General features: G+C 67.9%; 14 protein-coding genes and 1 pseudogene. 13 read left to right on the top strand and 2 right to left on the bottom strand.

Going from position 1 to position 20,378, the window contains the following annotated elements; genetic code table 11:
• Nucleotides 1-106: 106 nt before the first annotated feature.
• Together B7X49_RS12300 and B7X49_RS12295 are read right to left on the bottom strand one after the other, a co-directional pair.
• Entirely contained in the window at nt 107-712 is a 606-nt protein-coding gene (locus B7X49_RS12300) for an IclR family transcriptional regulator C-terminal domain-containing protein (protein WP_286839548.1), read from the bottom strand.
• Entirely contained in the window at nt 640-924 is a 285-nt protein-coding gene (locus B7X49_RS12295; RefSeq protein ID WP_286839546.1) for a helix-turn-helix domain-containing protein, read from the bottom strand. The genes B7X49_RS12300 and B7X49_RS12295 overlap by 73 nt, the downstream gene beginning before the upstream one ends.
• A gap of 133 nt (nt 925-1,057) precedes the next feature.
• Between B7X49_RS12295 and gcl the strand changes: the two genes are divergently transcribed.
• From gcl to B7X49_RS12230, 13 genes and pseudogenes are all read left to right on the top strand, one after another.
• On the top strand, nt 1,058-2,827 hold the full coding sequence (gene gcl, locus B7X49_RS12290; protein WP_286703790.1) for a glyoxylate carboligase: 1,770 nt from the start codon (nt 1,058-1,060) through the stop codon (nt 2,825-2,827).
• Between the two features lie 14 nt (nt 2,828-2,841).
• Nucleotides 2,842-3,630: a hydroxypyruvate isomerase gene (hyi, locus tag B7X49_RS12285; protein ID WP_286703791.1), complete on the top strand. Its 789-nt coding sequence runs from the start codon at nt 2,842-2,844 to the stop codon at nt 3,628-3,630.
• Entirely contained in the window at nt 3,627-4,514 is an 888-nt protein-coding gene (locus B7X49_RS12280) for a 2-hydroxy-3-oxopropionate reductase (RefSeq protein WP_286703792.1), read from the top strand. Before hyi ends, B7X49_RS12280 begins: the two co-directional genes overlap by 4 nt.
• A 19-nt stretch (nt 4,515-4,533) precedes the next feature.
• Nucleotides 4,534-5,805 carry a glycerate kinase gene (locus B7X49_RS12275; RefSeq protein WP_286703793.1) on the top strand — a complete coding sequence of 424 codons (1,272 nt, stop codon included), beginning with the start codon at nt 4,534-4,536 and terminating at the stop codon, nt 5,803-5,805.
• A gap of 142 nt (nt 5,806-5,947) precedes the next feature.
• Nucleotides 5,948-7,090: a branched-chain amino acid ABC transporter substrate-binding protein gene (locus B7X49_RS12270; RefSeq protein WP_286703794.1), complete on the top strand. Its 1,143-nt coding sequence runs from the start codon at nt 5,948-5,950 to the stop codon at nt 7,088-7,090.
• Nucleotides 7,091-7,102: 12 nt separating this feature from the next.
• On the top strand, nt 7,103-8,005 hold the full coding sequence (locus tag B7X49_RS12265) for a branched-chain amino acid ABC transporter permease (RefSeq protein ID WP_286703795.1): 903 nt from the start codon (nt 7,103-7,105) through the stop codon (nt 8,003-8,005).
• Entirely contained in the window at nt 8,005-8,937 is a 933-nt protein-coding gene (locus B7X49_RS12260) for a branched-chain amino acid ABC transporter permease (RefSeq protein WP_286703796.1), read from the top strand. Before B7X49_RS12265 ends, B7X49_RS12260 begins: the two co-directional genes overlap by 1 nt.
• The gene (locus B7X49_RS12255) at nt 8,934-9,716 is read left to right on the top strand and encodes an ABC transporter ATP-binding protein (RefSeq protein ID WP_286703797.1); all 783 of its coding nucleotides are present in this window, start codon (nt 8,934-8,936) and stop codon (nt 9,714-9,716) included. The genes B7X49_RS12260 and B7X49_RS12255 overlap by 4 nt, the downstream gene beginning before the upstream one ends.
• On the top strand, nt 9,713-10,429 hold the full coding sequence (locus B7X49_RS12250; protein ID WP_286703798.1) for an ABC transporter ATP-binding protein: 717 nt from the start codon (nt 9,713-9,715) through the stop codon (nt 10,427-10,429). Before B7X49_RS12255 ends, B7X49_RS12250 begins: the two co-directional genes overlap by 4 nt.
• A 316-nt stretch (nt 10,430-10,745) precedes the next feature.
• Nucleotides 10,746-17,268 (top strand): annotated as a pseudogene (locus tag B7X49_RS12245) (beta-ketoacyl synthase N-terminal-like domain-containing protein); the annotation flags it as partial.
• Nucleotides 17,269-18,006 (top strand): beta-ketoacyl reductase, encoded by a 738-nt coding sequence (locus B7X49_RS18820; protein ID WP_353744431.1) that lies wholly within the window; start codon nt 17,269-17,271, stop codon nt 18,004-18,006. It abuts the pseudogene before it with no gap.
• The gene (locus B7X49_RS12235) at nt 18,003-19,394 is read left to right on the top strand and encodes an aminotransferase class I/II-fold pyridoxal phosphate-dependent enzyme (RefSeq protein ID WP_286703800.1); all 1,392 of its coding nucleotides are present in this window, start codon (nt 18,003-18,005) and stop codon (nt 19,392-19,394) included. The genes B7X49_RS18820 and B7X49_RS12235 overlap by 4 nt, the downstream gene beginning before the upstream one ends.
• Nucleotides 19,394-20,378, top strand: a 985-nt coding sequence (locus B7X49_RS12230; protein WP_286839542.1) for an SDR family oxidoreductase, incomplete at its 3' end; no start/stop codon positions are given. The genes B7X49_RS12235 and B7X49_RS12230, both read left to right, overlap by 1 nt.

Raw genomic sequence — 20,378 nt, 5'->3', positions numbered from 1 at the left:
TCCGCTGACGATTCGACCCTGCGAACCCGTGATTGGGGCACATCGGCGTCGATCTAATCAAGCGAAATCGGACCCGTGAGGCCAAATTTACATCATAAGCGCTGACTTATGGCCCCCGCCCGCCGAACAGCGCGGTAATCGCCTCCGCCTTGCGCCTCACCTGCTGGCCGAGCAGGGGAATCCGCGCATCGCTGATCCGCGCCACCGGGCCGGACACCGAAACCGCCGCCACCGCCTCGGCACTTTCATTGAAGATCACCGCGGCGATGCAGCGCAGCCCGATCGCGTGCTCCTCATCATCGATCGCGTAGCCCCGCGCGCGGGCGGCGGCCAGATCGGCGCGCAAGCCCGCCGTGTGGTTGATCGTCTTCACCGTCATGCGCGCCATGCCGCGCTGGTGCAGCACCCGGCCGATCTCGGCATCGCTCATCGCCGACAGCAGCGCCTTGCCGACGCCCGAGCAATGCAGCGGCACCCGCCCGCCCGGCCGGGCAAAGGCGCGCATCATCTGCCGGCATTCGACCTGCGCCAGATAGACTGCCTCGTGCTGATCCTCGACCGCGAGGTTCACGGTCTCCTCGGATTCCTCCATCAGGGCGCGCATATGCGGCCGCGCCAGCCCCGCGACGCTGCGCGTTTTCAAAAACGCATTGCCCGCCACGAACGCCTGCACGCCCACCGACCATAACCGCCGCTCAGCATCGAAATGCACATACCGCTCATGCTCCGCAGGCGATGCGTGGTGGAAGGCGACAGACCCACCTGCTGAGCAATCTCCGTCAACGTCACACCCTCATCGGCCGCGGCCAACCGGTTCAGGATCGCCAGCGACCGCACCAGCGACTGCACCTGCATCGACCGCTCCACCGGTGCCACCGCCCGCGCCGCCGCCGCAGGTTTTTCCCCCGAAATTCGTGCCCGCATGGAACCTCACAAGCCATTGTCATAACACATGATTCCGATGCCGTTTTCACATCGTGAAAACATTATTGCAAACGACGAAGGCACGCGCAATGCTAACCTCACCAATCAAAAAACAATCCGATGGAGGGGTAAAATGGCCAAAATGAAAGCAATCGAGGCGGCGGTCCGCGTACTGCGCCGCGAGGGTGTGACCACCGCGTTCGGCGTGCCGGGTGCCGCGATCAACCCGCTCTACGCCGCCCTCAAGGCGGATGGCGGCATCCGCCATATCCTGGCGCGCCATGTCGAGGGGGCGGCCCACATGGCGGATGGCTATTCCCGCGCCGCGGCCGGCAACATCGGCATCTGCATCGGCACCTCCGGCCCGGCCGGCACCGACATGATCACCGGGCTCTACGCCGCCCAGGCGGATTCCATCCCCATGCTGTGCATCACCGGCCAGGCCCCCCGCGCGCGGCTGTACAAGGAAGATTTTCAGGCCGTCGATATCGAATCGATCGCACGCCCGGTCACCAAATGGGCGGTCTGCGTGCGCGAACCCGCCCTGGTGCCGATGGTGTTCCAGCAGGCGTTCCACACCATGCGCACCGGCCGCCCCGGACCCGTGCTGATCGACCTGCCGATCGATGTGCAGATGGCCGAAATCGAGTTCGACGATGATACCTACGAACCCCTGCCGGTCCACAAACCTGCCGCCTCGCGCCGCCAGGCCGAAAAAGCGATCGCCATGCTCAACGCCGCCGAACGCCCGGTCATCATTGCCGGCGGCGGCATCCTGAACGCCGACGCCGCCGACCGCCTGGTCGCCTTCGCCGAGCTCACCGGCATCCCGGTGATCCCGACGCTGATGGGCTGGGGCGCCATCCCGGACGATCATCCGCTGATGGCCGGCATGGTCGGGCTACAAACCAGCCACCGCTACGGCAACGCCAATTTCCTCGCCGCCGATTTCGCGCTCGGCATCGGCAACCGCTGGGCCAATCGCCACACCGGCTCGATCGAAACCTACACGCGGGGCCGCACCTTCGTGCATGTCGATATCGAGCCGACCCAGATCGGCCGCGTGTTCGGCCCGGATTTCGGCATCGTCTCCGATGCCGGCGCGGCGCTCGACCAGTTCATCGCCGTCGCCACCGATCTGAAACATCAAGGCCAACTGCGCGACCGGTCGGACTGGGCCGCCGCCTGCGGCCATCGCAAGGCGGTGATGCTGCGCAAGACGCATTTCGACCAGGTGCCCCTGAAGCCGCAGCGCGTCTATCAGGAAATGAACGAGATCCTGCCGCGCGACACCTGCTACGTCACCACCATCGGCCTGTCGCAGATCGCCGGCGCGCAATTCCTGCGGGTCTATCAGCCGCGCAACTGGGTCAATTGCGGTCAGGCCGGCCCGCTCGGCTGGACCCTGCCGGCCGCTCTCGGCGTGCGCGCCGCCTGCCCGGACAAACCCATCGTCGCCCTCTCCGGCGACTATGATTTCCAGTTCATGATCGAAGAATTGGCGGTCGGCGCCCAGCACAAGCTACCCTACCTGCACGTGGTGGTGAACAATTCCTACCTCGGCCTGATCCGTCAGGCGCAGCGCGGCTTTTCGATGGATTTCGAGGTCAGCCTCGCGTTCGACAACATCAACGCCGGTCCCGATCAGGACGATGTGCGCGGCTACGGCGTCGATCACGTTGCGGTCGCCGAAGGGCTCGGCTGCAAGGCGATCAGGGTGAAAAGCCCCAACGAATTCAAGGACGCGTTCGCCCGCGCCCAGGCGCTGATGGCGGAGTTCCAGGTCCCCGTGGTGATCGAATTCATCCTCGAACGCGTGACCAACATCGCCATGGGCACCGAAATCGATGCGGTCAACGAATTCGAAGACATTCTCTGCCTCGATCCCAATCTGGCGCTGTAATAAAGGAGCCGACCATGCCGCGTTTCGCCGCCAACCTGACCATGCTGTTCACCGACCTGCCGTTCCTCGATCGCTTCGCCGCCGCGCGCGCCGCCGGGTTCGACGCCGTCGAGTTCCTGTTCCCCTACGCCTTCCCCAAAGCCGCCGTGCAGGCCGCGCTGGCTGAACACAATCTGCGCCTCGTGCTGCACAACCTGCCCGCCGGCAATTGGGAAGCGGGCGAACGCGGCATCGCCTGCGATCCTGCCCGCACCGACGAATTTCGCGACGGCGTCGGCCGCGCGATCGACTACGCCACCGCCCTCGGCTGCCCCGCGCTCAACTGCCTCGCCGGCATCGTCGCACCCGAGCATCACGCCATCGCCCGCGACACCTTGATCGAAAACCTGACGTTTGCAGCCACCGCCCTGCAGCAAGCCGGCCTCACTTTGCTGCTCGAACCGGTCAACACCCGCGACATTCCAGGCTTCTTTGTCAACCGCACCGATCAGGCGCTCGCGATCCTCGATGCCGTCGCGTCCCCCAACCTGAAACTACAGTACGATATCTATCACGCCCAGGTGATGGAGGGCGATCTGAGCCGCACCATCGAGGCGCAGTTCCCCCGCATCGGCCATATCCAGCTCGCCGACAATCCCGGCCGCCACGAACCCGGCACCGGCGAGATCAACTACGCCCATCTGTTTCATCTGATCGACGATCTGGGCTACCAAGGCTGGATCGGCTGCGAATACAAACCTGCAACCACGACCACCGCCGGCCTCGGCTGGCTGAACCACTATCGCACGGAGAGCGTCCTATGAGTAAAATCGGATTTATCGGCCTCGGCATCATGGGCCGGCCGATGGCGGGCCACCTGCTCGCCGGCGGCCACGAGCTTTTCGTGCTGCAAGCCAGCCGCCAGAGTGCGGCCCTGGTCGAAGCCGGCGCCAAATCCTGCGCCGATGCCGCGAGCCTCGCCGCCGTCAGCGACATCATCATCACCATGGTGCCCGACACGCCCGATGTCGAGGCCGTGCTGTTCGGCGCCCAGGGCGTCGCCGCGGGCCTCACGCCCGGTAAAATCGTGGTCGACATGAGCTCGATCTCGCCGATCGCGACCAAAGCCTTCGCCGAACGCATCAATGCGCTGGGTTGCGATTATCTCGACGCACCGGTCTCCGGCGGCGAGGTCGGCGCCAAGGCCGCCAGCCTGACCATCATGGTCGGCGGGCCGGACGCCGCCTTCGCAAAACTCAAACCCGTCTTCGAACTGATGGGCAAGAACATCACCCTGATCGGCGGCAACGGCGATGGCCAGACCACCAAGGTCGCCAACCAGATCATCGTGGCCCTCACCATCGAGGCGGTCGGCGAGGCGCTGGTGTTCGCCTCCAAGGCCGGCGCCGATCCGGCCCGCGTCCGCGCCGCGCTGATGGGCGGCTTCGCCAGCTCGCGCGTGCTCGAAGTCCACGGCGAACGCATGATCGCGCACAACGTCACACCCGGTTTCCGCATCGAACTGCACCAGAAAGACCTCAACCTCGCGCTCGATGGGGCCCGCGCCCTCGGCGTCAGCCTGCCCAACACCGCGACCTGCCAGGAATTGTTCAACGCGGCCAGCGCCGCCGGCGGTGCTGCGTGGGATCACTCCGGCATGGTCCGCGTGCTCGAACGCCTCGCCAACCACGACATCGGCGCGGCCTGAGCCCGGAGCCGCCGCCCCGATGAGCGAACCCGCCACCGCGCTGCTGGAACGCATGTTCCACGCCGCCGTCGCCGCCGCGCTGCCCGCCCACTGCATGGCACCGCATCTGCCGCCGCCGCCCAAGGGCCGCACCATCGTGATTGGCGCCGGCAAGGCCGCCGCCGCCATGGCTTCGGTGGTCGAGGCTGCATGGCCGGCGGATCGGCCGCTCACCGGCCTGGTGGTCACCCGCTACGGCCACGGCGTCGACCACCTCGCCCGGATCGAGGTGGTCGAAGCCTCACACCCCGTCCCCGACGATGCCGGCCAGCGCGCCGCCGCCCGCATGCTCGCCATGGTTCAGGGCCTCACCGCGGATGATCTGGTCCTGTGCCTGATGTCCGGCGGCGCCTCCGCCCTGCTCGCCCTGCCCGCGCCGGGGATCGATCTCGCCGCTAAACAATCGATCAACCGCGCCCTCCTGCGCAGCGGTGCGCCGATCCACGACATGAACTGCGTGCGCAAACATCTCTCCGCCATCAAGGGCGGCCGCCTCGCCGCCGCCTGCGCGCCGGCCCGCATCATCACGCTGATGATCTCGGACGTTCCGGGCGACGATCCCTCGGTGATCGGCTCCGGCCCCACCGTGCCGGACGCCTCGACCCGCGCCGAGGCCGCCGCCATCCTCGCCCGCTACGGCATCGAACCGCCCGCCGCGGTCGCCGCGTGGCTGCGCCGCCCCGAAGCCGAAACCCCGAAACCAGGCGATCCCGCGTTCGACCGCGCCACCAGCATCATGATCGCGACCCCCTGGCACGCGCTCGAAGCCGCCGCTGGCGTCGCCCGCGCCGCCGGCATCACGCCGATCATCCTCGGTGATGCCATCGAAGGCGAAGCGAACGACGTCGCCCGCGTCATGGCCGCCATGGCGCACAGCAGCGCCACCCACGGCCAGCCCGCCACCCCGCCCTGCGTGCTGATCTCGGGCGGTGAAACCACCGTCACCGTGCGCGGCAACGGCCGCGGCGGCCGCAACGCCGAATTCCTGCTCGGCCTCGCCATTGCCCTCGCCGGCCACCCACGCATCCACGCCATCGCCTGCGATACCGATGGCATCGACGGCACCGAAGACAACGCCGGCGCCCGCCTCACGCCCGACACCATCGCCCGCGCCCGCGCCGCCGGCATCGACCCCGCCGCCGCCCTCGCCGATAATGATGGCTACACGGTGTTCAGCCGGCTGGGCGACCTGATCACCACCGGCCCCACCCGCACCAACGTCAACGACTTCCGTGCAATCCTGATCACCTGACCCACGGTCGGGGGCGTGGCCAGCCCGTCAGCAAAACGGGCTTCGCCCCCGACTGCCGGTCCGGTTGTCGGTGGCGGCGTTTCATGGTGTAGGATGACGTTCATCTGCAACGAACGATGATAACCAGACAGGGGAACCTCGAATGCTCAGGACATCGACAATCGGCCTCGGCGTATCGGTCGCACTGCTCGCGGCGTCCGGCGCGGCCCATGCTGCACCGCCGATCAAAATTGGTGTCCAGGCGCCGATCACCGGCACCTATGCCGACGAAGGCCAGGGGATCGCGCGGGCGGTGAAGTTGCTGGCGGCGCAGCAGAATGCCAAGGGCGGGCTGCTCGGCCGCAAGATCGAGGTGATCACCTGTGACGACCAGGGCGAGGCAGCGCAGGCCGCAATCTGCGCGCGCCAGCTGGTCAACGACCATGTCGTCGCCGTGATCGGCTCCTACACCAGCGGTGCCGCGCTCGCCGCCGAGCCGATCTATGCCCGGGCCGACGTGATCCAGACCTCCGATGGCACCAGCAATGAATTGCTCAAGCACGGTTACAAGACCTGGTTCGGCAATGCGGCGCCCAATTCGGCGGAAGCCAAATTCACCGCGCATTATCTGGTCGATGTGCAGCACTACAAGAAAATCGCGGTCCTGACCGACCATTCGAGCTTCGCGACCGGTCTGGCCGATGCCGTGGTCGCGGACGTCAAGGCCGCGCACGGCACAATCGTCGACAAATCCTTCATCAACGCCGGCTCGCAGAATTTCTCGCCGGTATTGACCAAACTGAAGGCACTGCATCCCGATGCGCTGTATTTCTCGGGCTATTATTCCGATGGCGGGCTGATCCGCGCGCAGATGACCCAACTCGGCATGAAAGCGACTTTCGTCGGCGGCGACGCCAATCAGAACGTCGCCTTCGCCAAAATCGCCGGCACGGCGGCGGCCGGTTCGATCATCATCAACGTGCCGGCACCGGCCGACCTGCCCTATCCGGTCGCCAAGCAATTCGTCGCCGCCTACAAAACCAAATACGGCGCGCTGCCGCCTTCGGTATTCACGCTGACCAACGCGGATGGCATGCGCGCGGTGATGCAGGCGATCGCGGCGACCAAATCGGTCAAGCCCGCCAAGCTCGAATCCTATCTGCACGGCATGAAATCGTTCCAGGGCCTCACCGGCACCTTCGCCTGGAACGCCAAGGGCGAGCGCACCGGCAGCCCGTTCGTCGCGTTCGAGGTCCAGCCGGACGGAAGCTATAAAATTCTCTACCCCGCTCCGACCGCGGGCTGAGCGGCGCCCGCCATGGGCACATTCATCCAGCAGATCGTCAACGGCCTGACGGTGGGTGGCATCTACGCGTTGATCGCGCTGGGTTACACCATGGTCTATGGCGTGATGCGGCTGATCAACTTCGCCCATGGCGATCTGTGCATCCTCGGTGCCTTCGTCGGCCTGACCATGCTGACCGGCTCGGCCGGCGGCGGCCATCCGGGTGCCGCACTGCTGCTGCTCGCCTTCGTGGTCTCGATCATCGCGATCGCGGTGGCGGGCGTCGTGCTCGAACGCATCGCCTACCGCCCGCTGCGCAAGGCCGATCGTCTGGCCGCGGTGGTCTCCGCCCTCGGTGCGTCGCTGATGATCGAAAACGGCATCATGCTGGTCTGGGGGCCGCAGGTGCACGTGTTCCCCTCGAACCTGCTGCCCGCGACCACCTGGCACGTCGCCGGCGCCACCATCAGCTTCATCCAGGTGATGATCATCATCGCCTCGCTGGTGCTGATGGCCGCACTCTATCTCTTCGTGAACCACACCCGCTTCGGCACCGCGATCCGCGCCGCCGCGATCGATCAGGACGCGGCGCGGCTGATGGGCATCAACGTCAACCGTGTGATCACCAGCGTGTTCATCATCGGCCCGGGGCTGGGCGCCATCGGCGGCCTGTTCATCGGCATCTATTACCGCGAGGCCTATTTCAGCATGGGCTGGACCTACGGGCTCTATGCGTTCATCGCGGCTATTCTCGGCGGCATCGGCAACATTCCGGGTGCGATGCTCGGCGGTGTCCTGCTCGGCCTGTTCAACGCGTTTGCCGCTGGGTACGTCTCAAGCTCCTGGCAGGACGCGATCACCTTCGGCCTGCTGATCGTGATCCTGCTGGTCCGCCCCACCGGCCTGCTCGGCGAGCGCGTCGCGGAGAAGGTCTGATGCGCGGCGTCAAGCTGGATGGTATCAAGCTGGGCGCGCTGCTCTGGGCCGCCGGCCTCGCCCTGCCCTTCGCACTCGACAGTTCCTGGGTCTCGATCGCGGCGTTTTTCGCAATCTATGCCATCGCCGCCCTGTCGGAGGATGTCATCCTCGGCCGCGCCGGCATGTTCGACATGGGGCACGCGGTCTATTTCGGCATCGGCGCCTATGTCACCGCCATTCTGAACACCACGCTGAACGTGCCGATCCTGCTCACCCTGCCGCTCGCCATGCTGCTCGCCGCCGCCGCCGGCGCGCTGCTCTCCGCCCCGCTGATCCGCCTGCGCGGCGATTATCTGCTGGTCGCGACCATCGGATTCAACGCCATCTTCGTCCTCGCGATGCAGAACAACCCCGGCGGCATCACCGGCGGGTCGGACGGCATCACCGGCATCGGCGTCCCCTCGCTGTTCGGCCTGCAACTCGAAAGCCAGAGCGCGATGTTCTGGCTCGACTGGGTGTTGCTCGGCCTCGTCCTGCTGGTCATGCGCAATCTCGATACCTGCGAATTCGGCCGCGCGCTGCGCTATCTCAAGCAGGACGAACTCGCCGCCAGCACCCTCGGGGTCGATGCCCGCAAGGTGAAAACCCTGGCTTTCGCCCTCGGCGCCGCGCTCGCCGGCCTCGCCGGCACGCTGTTCGCGGTGCAACTCTCCACCGTCAGCCCCTCGTCCTTCGTGTTCACCGAATCGGTCACCCTGTTCGCCATCGTCATCGTCGGCGGCCAGGGCTCGATCCCCGGCGTGCTGCTCGGCACCGCGCTGATGTTCGTGGTGCCGCAGATTTTCCGCGGCCTCGCGGAATACCGCTATTTCGTGTTCGGCATCGCGATGATCGCGGTGATGGTGCTGCGCCCGCAAGGCCTGCTGCCGCGTCGACGGAGCGCTGCATGAGCGCACTGCTCGAACTCGACGGCATCGGCATCAGCTTCGGCGGCCTGCGCGCCGTCGACGATCTGAGCTTCACCGTCAACCAGGGCCAGATCGTCGGGCTGATCGGGCCGAACGGCGCGGGTAAGACCACCGTCTTCAACATGATCACCGGCGTCTACAAACCCGCCTCCGGCACGATCCGCTGGCAGGGCAACGACATCACCGGCGCCAAACCCGCCCGCATCGCTACGCTGGGCCTGCGCCGCACCTTCCAGACCATCCGCCTGTTCGCCGACATGAGCGTGTTCGAAAACGTCCGCGCCGGCTGCCATCTCGCCGCCCGCCAGCACTGGTGGCAGGGCCTGCTCGCCCTGCCCGCCCAGCGCCGCGAGGAAGCCGAACTCGCCGCCCGCACCCACGACATCCTCCGCCGCCTCGATCTTGAAAGCGTGGCCGACGCACCGGCAACCTCGCTGCCCTATGGCGTGCAGCGCCGCGTCGAACTCGCCCGCACCCTCGCCGGACAACCCAGGCTGATCATTCTCGACGAACCGGCCGCCGGGCTGAACGATGCGGAATCGGCCGCCCTGAACGATACCATCTTCATGATCCGCGATACCGGTGTCACCATCCTGCTGGTCGAGCACGACATGAATGTGGTGATGCAGGTGAGCGACCATATCGTGGTGATCAATTTCGGCCGCAAGATCGCCGAAGGCAATGCCACCGCGATCCGCACCAACCCCGCGGTGATCGAAGCCTATCTCGGCCGGGACGACGACGAGGCAACCGCGGCATGAGCCTGCTCACGATCAACGATCTGCGCGTCGCCTATGGCCAGATCGAGGCGCTGAAAGGCGTCTCCCTCACCGTCGCGGCGGGCGAGGTGGTCGCCATCCTCGGCGCGAACGGTGCCGGCAAGACCACGCTGATGCGCGCCATCTCCGGCCTGCTGCCCAAAACCGGCGGCACCATCGGCTTCGAAGGCACCGATATCACCCGCACCAATGCCGACCGCATCGTGCGCCTCGGCATCGCGCAATCGCCCGAAGGCCGCCGCGTGTTCGGCACCCTCACGGTCGCGGAAAACCTGAAACTCGGCGGCTTCACCCGCCCGGCCGGTGAAATCCCCGCCAGCGTCGAGGCGATCTACGCCATGTTCCCCCGCCTCGCCGAGCGCCGCACCCAGTTCGCCGGCACCTTGTCCGGCGGCGAACAACAGATGCTCGCGATCGGCCGCGCCCTGGTCGCCAAACCCAAACTCCTGCTGCTCGACGAACCCAGCCTCGGCCTCGCCCCGATCATCATCCAGAGCATCTTCCGCAGCCTGCGCAGCATCGCCGATACCGGCGTCACCATCCTGATCGTCGAGCAAAACGCCCGCGCCGCCCTGAAACTGGCCGACCGCGGCTACGTGCTGGAAGTCGGCCGCATCATCCACCAGGACAACGCAAGCAATCTGCTCGCCTCGGGCCAGATGCAGGAAGCCTATCTCGGCCGCGCGGCATCTTGAGCCTGTCGTAATCGATCTTCAGAAGAAAGGTCTTCTTTTTTGTGAACAAAAAAGAAGCAAAAAAACTTCGCTAAACCTGGGCCCGTGCCGGTGAAACCGCCCATGCCCCCGAGTCAGAAAGTTTTTTGCTTCTTTTTTACAAAAGAGAAGTCCTCCTTATGCCTTGCCCGCCATCGCGCTGGCCACGGCCTCTGCGGTGCGCCCAATTCGACCGGCACAAACACTGCATCAGGTCGGCGGCCCCGGTCCATGGTCGAGCGGTCCACGCCCTGTTAAACATCGCCCCTGGCGCTACGGATTTGAGTAGCGACATGTTATGTTGCAAAATATTAAACTTCTTGCGTTGCCCAGCCCGAAAGAGAGCAGTGATTTGATTTCGTTACCCACGAACCCCGCCCGCCCCGACCGTTCGCAGGTTGCCATCAACGGCATCGCCTGCCGCCTGCCCGGTGCCGCGGACGAGGCTGCCTTCTGGCAATTACTGGTCGATGAACGCTGCGCGGTCGGGCCGCTGCCCGCCGGCCGGTGGCGCGCCGAGCGGTTCTTCCATCCGGACAAGAGCCAGCCCGGCTTCAGCTACACCTTCGCGGGCGGCTATATCGACGATCCGCTGGGGTTCGACCCGGCGGTCTTCGGCATTTCACCGCGCGAAGCCGCCGAAATCGACCCGCAGCAACGCCTCCTGCTCGATGTCGTCTGGGGCGCGCTCGAAAACGCCGGCATCCCGCCCAGCGCGCTCGCGGGCACCGAAGTCGGCGTTTATGTCGGCGCCTCCAGCCTCGATTACGGCAATCTGCACACCACCGATCCCGCCGCGATCGAGAGCCATTTCATGACCGGCAACACCCTCTCGGTGCTGTCCAACCGGATTTCCTACATCTTCGACTTTCACGGCCCCAGCTTCACTATCGACACCGCCTGCTCCTCCTCGCTGGTCGCCTTCGCCGAAGCCCAGGCCGCGATCGCTTCGGGCCGGATCGATGTCGCGATCGTCGCGGGCGTCAACCTGCTGCTCTCGCCCACCTCGTTCATCGGCTTCTCGCGCGCCTCGATGCTTTCGCCCACCGGCCTCTGCCGGCCCTTCGCCGCCGCGGCGGATGGCTATGTCCGCGCCGAGGGTGCGGTCGCCATGGTGCTCACCCGGCGCGATGTCGCAATCGAGCGCGGCTACAAGGTCCGCGCCGTCGCCCTCGCCTCGGGCATCAATTCGGACGGCCGCACCTCCGGCATCTCGCTCCCCGCGATGGAAGGCCAGCGCGCCCTGCTCGAACGCATCTACGGCGAGGCCGGCATCGACCCCGCCCGCCTGTCCTTCGCCGAGGCGCATGGCACCGGCACCGCCGTGGGCGACCCCGCCGAAGCCACCGCGATCGGCGAGGCGCTGGGCCAGAAACGCGCGGACATCCTGCCGATCGGCTCGGTCAAATCCAACATCGGCCATCTCGAACCCGCCTCCGGCCTCGCCGGCATGTTCAAAGCCATTCTGGCGATGGAACATCGCCTGCTGCCGCGCACGCTGCACACCGAAACCCTCAACCAGGCGATCGATTTCGGCGCCCTCAACCTCGCCGTGGCAACCAAAGCGGTGCCGCTCGCCGCCACCGGCACGCTGCACGCCGGCATCTCCTCGTTCGGCTTCGGCGGCACCAACGCCCATGTCGTGCTGCGCGCCGCCGAAGGGATCGAAACCGCCGTCGCGTCCCCCGCAGCGCCCGATACCGCCGCGGTGCTGATGCTCTCCGCCCATTCCAAGGCCGCCCTCGCCGCAACCGCCGCCGTCTTCGCCGATTTCATGGTCACGAGCGACATTGCCCCCGCCCGCATCGCCAACGCGGTCGCCTGGCAGCGCGACCTCGCTGGCCACCGCCTCGCTTTGCCGGTCGACTCCAGCATCGCGATGGCCCAGGCGCTGCGGCATTTCGCACAAACCGGCAGCAATCCCGCCATCGCCACCGGCACCGCGCCTGCCGCACCACCGCGCCTGTGCTTCGTATTCTCCGGCAACGGCTGCCAATGGGCCGGCATGGGCCGCACCGCCTATCAGCGCGCCGCCGCGTTCCGCCAGCGGTTCGACGCGATCGACGCCGCATTCCAGCCGCTCGCCGGCTGGTCCCTGGTCGAAGCCCTGCATGACCCCGATCTGGCGGCACGGCTCAAATTCACCCGCATCGCCCAGCCCATGCTGTTCGCGGTGCAGGCCTCGCTCACCGCTGCCCTCGTCGCCGCCGGCATCGCGCCGGACATGGTGCTCGGCCACAGCGTCGGTGAAGTCGCCGCCGCCGAAGCCGCCGGTGCCATCAGCCTCGCGCAGGCGGTGCACATCATCTATCACCGCAGCCAGCAGCAGGAGGATGTCCACGGTCTCGGCACCATGGCGGTCGCCAGCCTGTCGCATGACGCGGCCACCACCCTGATCGAGGAAGCCGGCTTCACCGGCCTCGAAGTCGCCGCCAGCAACAGCCCCACCTCGGTCACGCTGTCGGGCGATGAAGCCACCATCCGCCGCTTCGTCCGCTTCGCGCAGAAGCGCCGCATCGCCACCCGCGTGCTCGATCTCGCCTATCCGTTCCACTCTGGCCTGCTCGCGCCGATCCGCGCCCCGCTGCTCGAAGCGCTCGGCACCATCGCGGCCAGCAGCACGACCACCGGCTTCATCTCCACCGTCACCGGCGAGGTGATGGCCGGCGACCGCCTGGATGCCGAATACTGGTGGCACAACGTGCGCGAACCGGTCCGCTTCCGCGATGCCATCACCGCCGCCGCCCGCCAGGGTGGCACGCTCTTCATCGAAATCGGCCCGCGCCCGATCCTCGGCAACAACATCACCGACACGCTGCGCGACATCGGCGCCGACGGCACGGTGCTCGCCAGCCTGGTCGAGGAAAAAAGCGGCGCCCTGCCCGGTGATCCGCTCACCGCCATCCTCGCCCGTGCGCTGGTCGCCGGCGCCCGGTTCGATGCCGAGCGCGTGTTCGGCGCCCGCACAGCGCATCGCGTCGCTCTGCCGTCCTACGCCTGGCAGCGCCGCCAGTTTCCGCACAACCACACCGCCGAGGCGCTCGATTTCTACGGCACCACCCCGCTGCACCCGCTGATCGGCAGCCGCCTGCAGACCGGCGGCACCGAATGGCGCCACCTGCTCGATGCCACGATCGTGCCCTATCTGGCCGATCACCGGATCGATGATGAAATCGTCGTCCCCGGCACCGGCTTCGCCGAAATGGCGCTCGCCGTCGCGCGCGAAACCTGGCCCGAAGGCCCGATCGCGCTCGAGGATTTCGACCTTCTGCAATGGCTGCCGCTGCAAGCCGGGCAGATGCGCGAAATCTCGGTCCGCCTCGCCGGCGATACCGGCATCGTCGAAATCTGGAGCCGCCCGCGCCACGCCGGCGATGAATGGACGCTGCATGCCAGGGGCCGCATCACCCGCCCGGCCTCGGCACCGCCCGCCTTCGTCGCCCCCACGGACCTGCCACACCACATGACCGCCGAACGCGTCTACGCCAGCGCGAGCGATGCCGGGGTCGATTACGGCCCTTCCTTCCGCCGCGTGCTCGCCGCACGGCGCGACGACAAGATCATCGAAATCGACCTCGCCCCGATCGAGGCGTCCGCCGGTGCCTTCACCCGCCCGCACATCCTGCACCCGGTGGCGCTCGATGCCGCGTTCCACGCGCTGTTCGAAAACATCAAGCTGCGCCAGGGCGAGCGCTACGCCTACCTGCCGGTGCGCTTCGCCAATCTGCGGATCGATCAGGACGACGCAATCCCCGCCCGCGCCCGCGTCGTGGTCGATCGCGAGACCGATCATTCGCTCTCGATCGCCGCCACGCTCTACGCCGCCGATCACAGCGTGATCGCAACCCTGACCGGCGGCCTGTTCCGGGCCGTGGTGTTCGACCGTCGCAAAGCCGCCCCCGCGCTGTTCCACCAGAACGCCATCAGGCTCGAACGCTTCGCCGCCGGTACCGCGCTGTACCAGGATGCCGTGGCCGCCCTGCAGGATCAGGTGCTGACCGAACGGCCGGAATCCTGGCAGATCCTCGAAGCCTTCGCCCGCGCGCTCGCCCATCAGGCGCTCGGCGAGCGCAGCGAGACCCAACCGCCATCGCCGCTCGCCGCCAGCCTCTACGCCGGTCTGCAAGCCGCCGGCCTCGCCACCAATACCGGCGATCGCTGGGCCCTGGCACCCGAAACCGGCCTGCCCGCCGCCACCTTGATCCTCGAAGCCTTCGCCGCCGAACACGCCGGCGCCACGCCCGAAATCGTGCTCGGCGCCCAGGCGCTGCGCAGCCTGCCCGCCGCCATCGCCACCGGTGCGCGCGCTGTCGTCAGCGCATCGATCATCGATCAGTTCGAGACCGATTCGATCCTCGCCGCCCCGCTGCACCAGGCCGCCCTCGCTCTGGTCAGCCGCCTCGCTGGTCGCACCGCGCCCGATCCGCTGCGCCTGCTGATCGGCGAACCCGGCTCGATGGGGCTGCTGCACGCGCTCCTGCCGCTGATCCGCGCCCAACGCGCCACCGTCACCATCGCGGGCACCGACGGCAAACGCCTGCGCCACCTCCAGGCCCGGCGCGGCACGCTCGATGGTATCGACATCCTCGACCTCACCGAAACCGATGACGCCCCGATCGAAACCAGATATGATCTCGCCCTGGCCTTCGCCGGCGCCATCACGGACGATGCCGCCCTCGCCCGCGGCCTCGCCGCGCGGATCGGCCCCGCCGGCCTGATCGCGGTGCTGCAACCGACCGATTCGATCATGCTCGATGTCCTGCTCGGCGCGACCGATGCCGGCGCCCCGCGCAGCGTCTCACGCCATGATGCCAGCCGCGCCCTGCTGCACGCGGGTTGCCACGCGATCGAACCGTACCCGACCGGTGCGGGCACCGGCACCATCCTGCTCGCCCGGCCGGACGCCGTCGTAACCCCGGCCGCCGCCGCCGCCCCGCCCGCCGTGCTGATCGGCCATGCAGCGTTGTTCGACGCGCTGACCCAAACCATCCACGCCCAGGGCCGCACCGTGCGGTCCATCGCGGCCGATCCGGCCGGTTTCGGCGCGGCCTGCGCCATCATCGCCGCCGCGCACCCGGATCAGACGATCGATTACGTGTTCACCGCTGCCCTGCCCACCCGCCTCTGGCTGGTGGTCAGCGGTCTCGACGGCAGCGACCCCGCCGCCGAAGCCCTCTGGTGCTTCGCCCGCGTCGCGGTCAACGAATACCCGGATATCACCCTCAGACTGATCGACCTCGCACCCGGCCTCGCGCCGGACAGCGCCGCCCCCCATCTCGCCGCGCTGCTCGCTGCACCAGGCACCGAGGCGGAATTGCTGATCGATGCCACCGGCATCACCGCCATCCGCCTCGCCAACGGCGTCACCACCGGGCAAGCCAGCCATCAGGTCGAGGCCGCGCGCCTCGAACTCCCGGCCAAGGGTGTGCTCTCGCAGTTCGACTGGGTGCCCGCCACCCGCACCGCCCCCGCCGCGCACGAGGTCGAGGTCGAAATCGCCGCCGCCGGCCTGAACTTCCGCGACGTCATGCTCGCCACCGGCCTGCTCGATGACGACGTGCTCGACGATGGTCTGGCCGGTGCGGTGTTCGGCTTCGAATGCGCCGGCCGCGTCGTCCGCGCCGGCAGCGCCGTCACCACGCTGCAACCGGGCGACGCCGTCATGGGCTTCGGCCGCCAGAGTTTCGCCACCCACACCACCGCCGATGCGCGGGTCTTCACCAGACTGCCCGAAGGCATGGCGGTCGAGGCGAGCACGTCGATCCCGGTCGCCTTCCTCACCGCCTGGTACGGGCTGGTCCATCTCGCCCAGTTGCGCGAAGGCGAAACCGTGCTGATCCACGGTGCCGCCGGCGGCGTCGGCATCGCCGCCATGCAGATCGCCCGCGCCCGCGGTGCCCGCATCATCGCCACCGTCAGCTCGCCCGACAAGCGCGCGCTCGCCACCTTGTTCGGTGCCGAACTCATCTTCAACTCCCGCAGCACCGCCTTCGCCGATGACATCCGCGACGCGATCGGCGGCGTCGATGTCGTGCTGAACTCCCTGGCCGGCGACGCCATGCTCGCCAGCCTGAAATGCCTCAAGCCGTTCGGCCGCTTCATCGAACTCGGCAAGCGCGACTATGTCGCCAACACCGCCCTCGGCCTGCGCCCGTTCCGCCGCAACCTGACCTATTTCGGCGTCGACCTCGATCAGCTGCTCGCCGCCAACCTGCCGCTCACCCAGGCCCTGATGCAGGACATCGTGGCCGGCTTCGAACGCGGCGATTTCTGCCCGCTGCCCTACCGCGCGTTCGATGCGCCGGCAGCGGCGGAGGCGTTCCAGTCGATGCAATCGGGCCTGCACATCGGCAAATTGCTGGTCCGCCCGCCATCCCCGCCGATGGCCACGACCGCGCCGGTCCACCGCTTCGAACCGGCCGCCGGCGTGCATCTCGTGGTCGGCGGCACCAGCGGCTTCGGGTTCGAAACCGCCGCCTGGCTCGCCGAACAGGGCGCGCGCACCATCGTCCTCGCCTCGCGCCGCGGCACGCTCGAACCCCGCCGTCACCGCCCTGATCGCGCGACTCACGGCCGATCACGGCCGCATCGCCGGCATCATCCACGCCGCCATGGTGCTCGACGATGGGCTGATCGCCAACCTCGCCCCGGCCCGCACCCGCGCGGTCCTGGCCCCCAAAATCACTGGCGCCGCCCATCTCGACCATGCCACGCGCGACCACGCGCTCGATTATTTCGTCGCCTATTCCTCCGCCACCACCATGATCGGCAACCCCGGCCAGTCGGCCTACGTCGCCGCCAACGGCTATCTGCAAGGGCTGATGCGCAACCGCCGCGCCCGCGGCCTGCCCGGCCTCGCGGTCGCCTGGGGTGCCATCGCCGATGCCGGCGTGCTGGCGCGCGACCAGGATACCGCGGCGAAACTCGAACGCATCAGCGGCATCGCCGCCATGCGCGCGCGTGAGGCGCTCGGCTATCTCGGCGGCCTGCTCGCCGCCGGCAATGCGGTGCCCGCCACGGTCTACTGCGCCACCATCCGCCCGAACGGCATGCTGCGCGCCCTGAAACTGCTGCAAACCCCGAGTTTCGCCGGCCTGTTCACCGCCGCCGACAGCATCAGCGCGGACGCCGGGCTCGACCTCGCCGGCATGATCGCCGGTAAGCCGGACGCCGAAGCCCGCGCCCTGGTGGCCGCACTGGTCGCCGCCGAAGTCGCCCGCATCCTCCGCCTCGCCGCGGAGGATATCGACCCCGCCCGCCGGCTCGATGAGCTGGGCATGGACTCGCTCATGAGCATCGAACTCCGCATGGGCATCGAAACCCGCTTCGGCGTCGAACTGCCGGTCGTCGCGATCAATTCCGGCGTCAGCGTCAACGATCTCGCCGCCCGCCTGATCGCCGGTGCCGCCGCAACCACGGCCGACGCCCCCGCAGGCCTCGGCGATGCCGAACGCCGCCTGCTGATGCAGCACGGCGCGCGCGACATCGGCGTCTCCGAACTGATGGCGGTCAACGAAGCGATCGAGGCGCAGCGCAGCACCGCGGGGACCCTGCTATGAAGACCGAAGGCGGGCGCTTCAGCCGTGGCTTCAAGGCCGCCCTGCTGGAAACCATGGTCAAAACCCCCGCGGTCGAACCCGCCCCGCGCGCCGGCAGCACCAGTGCGGGCAGCGCGGCATCAGCCGGTAAATTCGATACCTCGTTCGAAACCCTGCCCGCCTATCAGGCCTTCCGCACCCAGCGCGCGGTGGCCGATGCGCTGCATCTGAACTTCCCGTTCTACCGGGTGCACGACGCGATGGCCGGCGCGCGCAGCGTGATCGCCGGCCAGCCCGTGGTCAATTTCGCCTCCTACGACTACCTCGGCCTGAACGGCCACCCGGACATCACCGCCGCCGTGATCGAGGCGACAAAAACCTGGGGCACCAGCGTCTCCGCCAGCCGGATCACCGCCGGCGAGCGCGATTTCCACCGCCAGCTGGAACGCGCCCTGGCCGACATCTACGAGGCAGACGACGCGCTGGTGTTCGTCAGCGGCCACGCCACCGCCATCTCCACGGTCGCCGCCCTGCTCGGCCCGAAGGATTTGATCCTGCACGACAGCCTGATCCACAACTGCGTCGTGGTCGGCGCCCAGCTCAGCGGCGCCACCCGCCGGCCATTCCCGCACAACGACCTCGCCGGCCTCGAGGCCATGCTCGCCGCCACGCGCGACAAATTCGAACGCGTCATGATCATCACCGAAGGCCTGTTCTCGATGGACGGCGACGGTCCCGACCTCGCCCGCCTGGTCGAAATCAAGGACCGCTTCGATTGCTGGCTGATGGTCGATGAAGCCCATTCGGTCGGCGTGCTCGGCGCCACCGGGCGCGGCATCGCCGAACAAGCCGGAATCGATCCCCGCCGGGTCGATATCTGGCTCGGCACCCTGTCGAAAACCCTGGTCAGCTGCGGCGGCTACGTCGCCGGCAGCCGCCCGCTGATCGATTTCCTGAAACTCGCCGCCCCCGGCATGGTCTACAGCGTCGGCATGCCCGCCCCCGCGGCACTCGCCGCCCTCACCGCCATCGAAATCATGCGCCGCGAACCCGCGCGCGTCGCCCGCCTGCAGGCCAACGGCCAGCTGTTCCTCCGCCTCGCCCGCGAAGCCGGGCTCGATGTCGGCACCAGCGCCGGCTACGCCGTCACACCGGTCATCATCGGCGACTCCCTGCGCACCGTCCTGCTGGCCGAACGCCTGCTCAAACGCGGCATCAACGCCTTCCCGATCGTGCCGCCCGGCGTGCCGGAAAAATCCGCCCGGCTGCGGTTCTTCATCTCGTCGGAACACACCGAAGCCGAAATCCGCGCCGCCGTCGCCGCCACCGCCGAAGAAGTCGCCGGCGTCGAACGCGAAGGCATCTCACTCGGCACAATCGCCAAACTGATGATCAAGCGCGCCACCTGATGACCACGCCACACTGCATCGTCATCACCGGTGCCTCCAGCGGCATCGGCGCCGCCCTCGCACTCCATTACGCCGCACCCGGCGTCACCCTCATCCTCATCGCCCGCAACGAAACCCGCCTCGCCACCATCGCCACCGCCGCACGCGCCAAAGGCGCGACCGTTGAGGCCGCCAGCATCGACACACGCGATACCGCAACAATCACGACCTACCTCACCACCAGCGACACCACCCACCCGATCGACCTGCTGATCGCCAACGCCGGCGTGCTCGAAGGCCGCACCGCCGATGGCACCATCGAAGATTTCGCCACCGCCGCCCGCGTCATCGAAATCAACCTGCTCGGCGCCCTCGCCACCATCCACGCCATCCTGCCCGCCATGCGCAGCCGAAAACGCGGCCACATCGCCTTGGTCAGCTCCCTCGCCGCCTTCTCGCCCCTGACCGACGCACCCGCCTACAGCGCCAGTAAATCAGGACTATTATCCTACGGCCTCGCCCTCCGCGCCGCCCTCGCCGGCACCGGCGTCACCGTCTCGGTCGCCTGCCCCGGCTACGTCGAAAGTGCGATGACCGACACCCACATCGGCGAACAACCCATGAAACTCAAAGCCCCCCAGGCCGCAACCCTGATCGCCCGCGGCATCGCCGCCAACCAGGCCGTCATCGGCTTCCCCCGCCCCCTCTACCTCGGCTCGCTGCTCTCCACGATCATCCCCGAACCGCTCCGCCTGCAGTCCGTGGGCCGCCACGAGCCCGGTGAGTCCCGCGGCACCGTCGGCCGCCGGCCGCAGTTGCGGGTAAAGCCGGCCGGTGTCGATCCACGGCCCCCAGTCGGTCGACGACGCGCCCGCCCGGATCGCCCCGCAATCCCGCCGGGTCATCCGCTTGCGCAGCGGACGCGAGGCAGCCCAGGGCAGCGAGGACACGATTTACCGCAACGATGCGGATGCCTTGCGCGCTGCGCTTCTTTCGGTGCGGATG

This window comes from Acidiphilium sp. 34-64-41 (assembly GCF_002282635.1).
GTDB lineage: Bacteria > Pseudomonadota > Alphaproteobacteria > Acetobacterales > Acetobacteraceae > Acidiphilium > Acidiphilium rubrum.
This window is presented reverse-complemented; position numbering and strand designations above follow the sequence as displayed.

Bases quoted from the DNA above. Each gene is read 5' to 3' on its own strand.
- B7X49_RS12295 (WP_286839546.1), bottom strand. From the start codon at position 924: ATGCGGGCACGAATTTCGGGGGAAAAACCTGCGGCGGCGGCGCGGGCG.
- gcl (WP_286703790.1), top strand. From the start codon at position 1,058: ATGGCCAAAATGAAAGCAATCGAGGCGGCGGTCCGCGTACTGCGCCGC.
- hyi (WP_286703791.1), top strand. From the start codon at position 2,842: ATGCCGCGTTTCGCCGCCAACCTGACCATGCTGTTCACCGACCTGCCG.
- B7X49_RS12280 (WP_286703792.1), top strand. From the start codon at position 3,627: ATGAGTAAAATCGGATTTATCGGCCTCGGCATCATGGGCCGGCCGATG.
- B7X49_RS12275 (WP_286703793.1), top strand. From the start codon at position 4,534: ATGAGCGAACCCGCCACCGCGCTGCTGGAACGCATGTTCCACGCCGCC.
- B7X49_RS12270 (WP_286703794.1), top strand. From the start codon at position 5,948: ATGCTCAGGACATCGACAATCGGCCTCGGCGTATCGGTCGCACTGCTC.
- B7X49_RS12265 (WP_286703795.1), top strand. From the start codon at position 7,103: ATGGGCACATTCATCCAGCAGATCGTCAACGGCCTGACGGTGGGTGGC.
- B7X49_RS12260 (WP_286703796.1), top strand. From the start codon at position 8,005: ATGCGCGGCGTCAAGCTGGATGGTATCAAGCTGGGCGCGCTGCTCTGG.
- B7X49_RS12255 (WP_286703797.1), top strand. From the start codon at position 8,934: ATGAGCGCACTGCTCGAACTCGACGGCATCGGCATCAGCTTCGGCGGC.
- B7X49_RS12250 (WP_286703798.1), top strand. From the start codon at position 9,713: ATGAGCCTGCTCACGATCAACGATCTGCGCGTCGCCTATGGCCAGATC.
- B7X49_RS18820 (WP_353744431.1), top strand. From the start codon at position 17,269: ATGCGCAACCGCCGCGCCCGCGGCCTGCCCGGCCTCGCGGTCGCCTGG.
- B7X49_RS12235 (WP_286703800.1), top strand. From the start codon at position 18,003: ATGAAGACCGAAGGCGGGCGCTTCAGCCGTGGCTTCAAGGCCGCCCTG.